The following is a 6,423-nucleotide window of genomic DNA, read 5'->3' on the forward strand; positions in this document are numbered from 1 at the left end:
TTCTCACGAGATGAATTGAAACAGTTTGAAATTAAGCAACAATATCCACACCAAGAATATCCACAGCTTCGATTTTTTATCGGTGATGTACGCGATAGAAATCGCATGATACAAGCTTGTGAAGGCGTTGATGTTATTATTCATGCTGCAGCAATTAAACAAGTTGATACCGCAGAATATAACCCGACAGAGTGTATACGCACGAACATAGATGGTGCTGAAAATGTTATTCAGGCGGCGCTGCAATGTGGTGTTAAAAACGTTGTTGCCTTATCTACTGATAAGGCATGTGCTCCAATCAATCTCTATGGTGCAACTAAGTTAGCATCAGATAAGTTATTTACTGCAGCTAACAATATTAAGGGTTCTAAAAATATCCGTTTTAGTGTTGTCCGCTATGGAAACGTAATGGGATCGCGTGGCTCGGTTATTCCTTTCTTTTTGAAAAAACGCGCAGAAGGTGTATTGCCTATCACCCATGACGAGATGACTCGTTTTAATATATCCCTGCAAGATGGTGTGAACATGGTAATGTATGCACTTGAACATCATCTAGGTGGGGAGATTTTTGTTCCTAAAATCCCATCCTATAAGATTATGGATATTGCTAAAGCAATTGCACCTGAATGTGAGACTAAAATAGTAGGTATTCGTCCAGGAGAAAAATTGCACGAAGAGATGATTACAGATACCGATTCACTAAATACGATTGATTTGGGCGAATATTATGCAATATTGCCTTCAGTTTCTTTCACTTATATAGAGGAAGAGTATTTAAAGCATCATAATGCGCAGAAAGTTCCTTTCGGATTTAAATATAATTCAGGTACTAATACCGAGTGGGAAACCGTTGAAAGTTTACGTGAGCTGATTAAAGAGCACGTTGATCCTAATTTTGCAGTGTGAGAATAATCGTGATCCCTTACGGAAAGCAAGATATTAACCAACAAGATATTGATGGTGTAATTGAGGTTTTAAGGTCAGATTTTCTTACTCAAGGCCCCAAAGTGCCTGAATTCGAACAAGCACTAATCAAACAAACTGGGGCGCAATATGCTTTGGCGGTAAACAGTGCAACATCAGCACTGCATATGGCTTGTTTAGCGCTAGGGTTAGGTGACGGTGATTGGTTATGGACTTCACCTATTACTTTTGTTGCTTCGGCAAACTGCGGTTTGTACTGCGGTGCAAAAGTCGATTTCGTTGATATAGACCCCACTACTTATAACCTTTGTCCTAAGAAACTAGAGCAGAAACTTATCCAAGCGAAGAGTAATGGCACATTGCCCAAGGTTTTGATTCCTGTGCATTTGTGTGGGCAGCCTTGCGATATGGAAGCGATTGGACGATTGGCAAAAGAATACGGCTTTAAAGTGATTGAAGATGCCTCTCATGCCATAGGAGGTCAATATCATGGTAAGCCGATTGGAAACTGTGAACATTCAGATATCACCGTTTTTAGCTTCCACCCAGTAAAAATTGTCACAACAGCCGAAGGTGGCGCTGTTGTAACAAATGATAAGGTGTTGGCTGAAAAAATGGCACTCTTACGCAGCCATGGAATCACACGTGATGCCGAGCAAATGGAAGGTGGAAGTCATGGTGGTTGGTATTACCAACAGATTGACCTTGGCTTTAACTACCGTATGACGGAGCTTCAAGCTGCCTTGGGTGTTACGCAAATGCAACGCTTAGAGCAATTTATTATGGCTCGTCACCGTTTAGCCGCTCGTTACAATGAAATGCTCTGTGGATTGCCAGTTACTGTGCCTTTTCAGCTAGAAAACACGTATTCTGGCCTTCATCTCTATGTTATCCGTCTGCAATTGAATGAAATTGGATTAACGCACAAAGAAGTCTTTGATGGATTAAGAGCAAATGATATTGGTGTGAACCTACATTACATCCCTGTGCATACCCAACCCTATTACAAAAAAATGGGGTTTAAACTGGGCGATTTTCCTGAATCAGAAAAGTATTACCAAGAGGCAATATCTCTACCCATGTTCCATACGATGAGTGATGAGCAACAGGCGGAGGTTGTTCGTGTACTTGAGAAGGTGTTGAAACAAGGATGAATATAGCGATTATTCCCGCAAGAGGTGGTAGTAAACGCATACCTCGCAAGAATATCAAAATCTTTTACGGTAAGCCTATGATCGCTTACTCGATAGAGGCTGCGATTCAATCCGGTTGCTTCGATAAAGTAATAGTCTCAACGGATGATCGAGAAATAGCCGAAGTGGCAAAGCAATATGGGGCGGAAGTCCCCTTTATTCGCCCTGCTGAGATCGCTGATGATCATGCAACGACAATGGATGTCATGCACCATGCGATTAATTGGTGTTTAGAACATGGAGATAACGTTGAGGCAGTATGCTGTTTATATGCAACAGCCCCATTTGTTTCTGCCAATTCACTACGTCATGGTTACAAAGTATTGAGTGAGGATAAATGTGAGTTTGTCTTTACGGCAACGACTTTTTCTTTTCCTATTCAAAGAGCGATTAAACTGTCGGAGCATGGGGAAGTTACCATGTTCTCACCAGAATATGAGCAAGTCCGCTCTCAAGATTTGGTTGAGGCTTATCATGATGCTGGACAGTTTTACTGGGGTAAAGTGCAGGCGTTTACTGAAAGAAAACCGGTTTTTGCTCCTCACTCAAAAGTAATATTGCTACCCAGAATAAAAGTTCAAGATATTGATACGCCCGAAGACTGGAGTTTTGCCGAAGCGCTTTATGCTTTGCTCAAGCAACAAGGTCAAGAATGATGAGAGTCGTATTTAGAGTTGACGCATCTCAATATATCGGTAGTGGTCATGTTATGCGCTGTCTTGTATTGGCTGAACAATTACAAGCAGCAAAGTGGAATGTCAAATTTGCTTGTCTACCTCAGCCTGGCGATCTTATCTCATTGATTGAGCGGAAGGGTTTTTCTGTCATTTCCTTATCCCCACCCAAACAGATTGGCAAGCCTCGTTTTGACGGAGATTATAGCGCGTGGCTTCAACGTAGTGAGCTAGAGGATGTGGAAGATTTTGTAAAGAAAGTCTCTCCAGTTGAATGGATAATTGTCGACCACTATGGGATAGGCCATCTTTGGGAGCAGCAAGCCAAAGCGAAGCTTAATTGCTATATCCTGAGTATTGATGACCTAGATCGAGAGCATGAGTCTGATGTTATTCTCGATCAGAACTTATGGCCAGATTTGCATCAGCGCTATTTAAAATGTCGAGCCCAAAAGTTATTGAGTCCCACGTTTGCACTCTTGCGCCCACGTTTTAGAGAGTTGAAAAACAACCCTCCACCTAAAGTTAATCAAGTGATTGCGTTCTTTGGTGGGGCTGATCTGACACATGAGTGTCGTAAATTGCTTATAGCGGCTAATCAGATCAGCGATTTACCTTTTAGATTAAAGGTCGTCACAGGTAGGCAAAATTCAGATTATGAAGAGCTACTCGGCTATCAAAAGTCGGGAAGCATCGACGTGATTCAATTTTTGGACGATTTCGAGCTAGAGCTTGCGAGCAGTCAGTATGCGATTGGTGCTTCAGGTGTGAGTAATTGGGAGCGATTTTGTTTAAATATCCCCTCAACAATAGTGTCAGTGGCAGAAAACCAACGGGCGCTATCTAATCATCTGTCCGAACAAAAATATGTATCTTTGCTTGGCGACGGTACATTCACCACAAGCGAAGTTTATCGGGAAGAACTAATGCAGTTAGCTATGCATTGGAATGAACTTCCGGCATATATACCGTTGGAGGTAGATGGACTAGGAGCAAAACGAGTCATTACTGCTATGGAGCTTATCAAATGAGTATCAAGAAAATGGAGTTTACAGCACTTTCCAAAAGCGACTTGGAAATGATATTAGAGTGGAGAAATGCTCCAGAAGTACGCTCAAAAATGTATACCAGCCATGAAATTACTTTAGCAGAGCACCAAGCTTGGTTTAGCCGTCTGCTGGAAGATAAAACCAAAATCTATTTTCTAGCGCGTTTAAATGATGAGCCAGTAGGCGTTGTAGGCTTCTCTGAGATTAATAAAGTTAAAGGTATAGCCACTTGGGCATTTTATGCTTCTCCTAAAGCGCCAAGAGGAACGGGCTCCTTGATGGAATATCATGCCTTGGAATATGCCTTTAACGAACTAAAGTTACATAAGCTTCGTTGTGAAGTTTTAGGATTCAATAGCACAGTCATTAAATTACATAAGAAATTTGGTTTTCACGAGGAAGGTGTCCATCGAGAAGCATTTCATGATGGAAACATATATCACGACATCGTCCACCTTGGGATATTTAAACAAGAGTGGATTGATGTAAGAGAAGAATTAAAAATCAAACTTAAAATAGCGTAATACCATGAAAAAAGAGATTTCTATTAATGGCCGGAAAATCGGCCCTGACTTCCCACCGTATATCATTGCTGAACTATCTGCCAATCATAATGGCGACATCAACCGCGCTTTCCAAATTATGGAAGAAGCCAAAAAGGCGGGAGCGGATGCGATAAAATTACAAACCTATACACATGAAACAATCACAATTGACTGTGACAGTGAAGATTTTCAGATCAAAGGTGGGCTGTGGGATGGTCAAACCTTATATGAGCTTTATAAAGGTGCCCATATGCCATGGGAATGGCATAATCCACTGTTTGAAAAAGCAAAAGAGCTAGGAATTACCATATTCAGCTCTCCTTTTGATTTTAGTGCAGTAGATCTTTTAGAAGAATTAGAGGCACCTGCCTATAAGATTGCATCGTTTGAACTCATCGACTTGCCGCTAATTAAGCGTGTGGCGCAAACGGGTAAACCGATGATCATGTCAACAGGCATGGCAAATGAAGAAGAGATAGCAGAGGCAATTCAAACCGCGCGCGAAAATGGTTGTAAAGAGTTGGTAATACTTCATTGCGTAAGTGGTTATCCTGCACCGGCGGATCAATACAATTTGAGAACCATTACGGATATGGCAGAACGCTTTGATGTATTGTCTGGCCTCTCAGATCACACAATAGACAATGCTACAGCTATCGCATCAGTAGCTTTAGGTGCTTGCTTAATAGAAAAGCACGTTACCATGGATAGAAATGGTGGCGGTGCTGATGACAGTTTTTCATTAGAGCCACATGAGCTTCAAGCCTTGTGTAAAGACGCAAGAACGGCTTGGGCTGCTTTAGGTCAGGTGAATTATGAGCGCACCGAAGCGGAAAAGGGGAATGCAAAATTCCGTCGTTCCTTGTATGTCGTAAAAGATATTAAAGCGGGACAGGCATTTACGGAAGAGAATGTAAAAAGTATTCGACCTGGGTTTGGTCTAGCTCCCAAGTATTTAGAGCAGATTTTAGGGCAAACTGCGAAAGTCGATATACAGAGAGGCACACCGCTGTCGTTCGAGTTGATTTAACCAAGGTGGCGGGGCTAACACCTCGCCCAATAAAATATGTCTCTAGCCAAAAATTCGTTAGTTTATCTTTCATCGAACATTATTAATGCTTCTATACCATTTTTATTACTACCTATATTAACACGAGCTCTATCGCCTACTGAATATGGCCAAATAGCCATGTTTCAAACCTTGGTGGCAGGACTATCAGCATTTATCGGTTTAAATGCAGTAGGTGCTGCAAATCGAAAATACTATGACGATGACAACAACTTATATGAACTTAGCCAATATAACGGTACTTGTTTTCATATATTGCTAGGTTCAACTGCAGTTATATTTGGAATCGTTGCTGTATTTTCTACACAATTAAGTGAATTTCTATCTATACCTATTAGTTGGATTTATAGCGCTGTGCTTTTTAGTGCCTTAGGTTTCGTAATAAACTTACGTTTAGGGCAGTGGCAGGTGCGTGGAGAAGCATTAAAATTTGGTGCGTTACAGATAGGTAATAGCCTGCTTAATATGGGGTTTTCACTGTTGTTGGTCATCGCCTTACATCATGGTGCACAAGGTAGAGTAGATGCCCAGTTGGTGGTTGCCGCTTTGTCTGCGGTGCTGGCGTTTTTAATGTTGGTTAATGATAAGCTGATTTCCTTGTTTTCTTGGCGGATTGACTATTTTAAGCAGGCATTGCAGTTCGGAGTGCCTTTAATTCCGCATGTTTTTGGTTTTTTCCTCTTATCGGCAGTAGATAGATTTGTGATTAACCAAAAGCTAGGTCTCGATCAGGCGGGTATCTATATGGTCGCTGTACAGCTGAGCATGGTGTTCAATATACTTTTTGATGCTATTAATAAAGCTTATGTACCGTGGCTATTTAAAATTTTAAAACGTGATAACTTATTAGAAAAAAATAGATTAGTCAGATATACCTATATTTATTTTTTTATATTGCTGTTGATTACTCCTATTCCTTTCTTGATTGGCCCTGGAATATTAGAGTTTATTACCGGAAAAGAATACCGT

At 41.0% G+C, this 6,423-nt stretch carries 7 protein-coding genes; all 7 read left to right on the plus strand.

The genetic code is table 11. The features are described from left to right. Window positions 1-906 (plus strand): UDP-N-acetylglucosamine 4,6-dehydratase (inverting) (gene pseB, locus B9J84_RS12890; protein WP_094124300.1); only part of this gene is annotated, 906 nt, incomplete at its 5' end. A gap of 8 nt (window positions 907-914) precedes the next feature. Continuing rightward, window positions 915-2,078, plus strand: coding sequence for a UDP-4-amino-4,6-dideoxy-N-acetyl-beta-L-altrosamine transaminase (pseC, locus tag B9J84_RS12895; protein WP_094124301.1), 1,164 nt, complete (start codon window positions 915-917; stop codon window positions 2,076-2,078). Next, the gene (pseF, locus tag B9J84_RS12900; RefSeq protein WP_094124302.1) at window positions 2,075-2,773 is read left to right on the plus strand and encodes a pseudaminic acid cytidylyltransferase; all 699 of its coding nucleotides are present in this window, start codon (window positions 2,075-2,077) and stop codon (window positions 2,771-2,773) included. The genes pseC and pseF overlap by 4 nt, the downstream gene beginning before the upstream one ends. Next, complete coding sequence (gene pseG, locus B9J84_RS12905; protein WP_404207288.1) at window positions 2,770-3,822, plus strand: UDP-2,4-diacetamido-2,4,6-trideoxy-beta-L-altropyranose hydrolase; 1,053 nt, start codon at window positions 2,770-2,772, stop codon at window positions 3,820-3,822. Before pseF ends, pseG begins: the two co-directional genes overlap by 4 nt. Beyond that, a complete protein-coding gene (gene pseH / locus B9J84_RS12910) occupies window positions 3,819-4,364 on the plus strand; it encodes a UDP-4-amino-4,6-dideoxy-N-acetyl-beta-L-altrosamine N-acetyltransferase (protein WP_094124304.1) in 546 nt (181 codons plus the stop codon). The genes pseG and pseH overlap by 4 nt, the downstream gene beginning before the upstream one ends. Before the next feature lie 4 nt (window positions 4,365-4,368). After that, window positions 4,369-5,415, plus strand: coding sequence for a pseudaminic acid synthase (pseI, locus tag B9J84_RS12915; RefSeq protein WP_094124305.1), 1,047 nt, complete (start codon window positions 4,369-4,371; stop codon window positions 5,413-5,415). A 36-nt stretch (window positions 5,416-5,451) separates the two neighbouring features. Beyond that, the coding region (locus B9J84_RS12920) for an oligosaccharide flippase family protein (RefSeq protein WP_143698868.1) at window positions 5,452-6,423 on the plus strand (972 nt) is incomplete at its 3' end.

It is taken from the genome of Vibrio sp. V03_P4A6T147 (assembly GCF_002241085.1).
Lineage (GTDB): Bacteria > Pseudomonadota > Gammaproteobacteria > Enterobacterales > Vibrionaceae > Vibrio > Vibrio anguillarum.

Coding starts and splice junctions, on each gene's coding strand:
- pseF (WP_094124302.1), top strand. CDS start 2,075: ATGAATATAGCGATTATTCCCGCAAGAGGTGGTAGTAAACGCATACCT.
- pseG (WP_404207288.1), top strand. CDS start 2,770: ATGATGAGAGTCGTATTTAGAGTTGACGCATCTCAATATATCGGTAGT.
- pseH (WP_094124304.1), top strand. CDS start 3,819: ATGAGTATCAAGAAAATGGAGTTTACAGCACTTTCCAAAAGCGACTTG.
- pseI (WP_094124305.1), top strand. CDS start 4,369: ATGAAAAAAGAGATTTCTATTAATGGCCGGAAAATCGGCCCTGACTTC.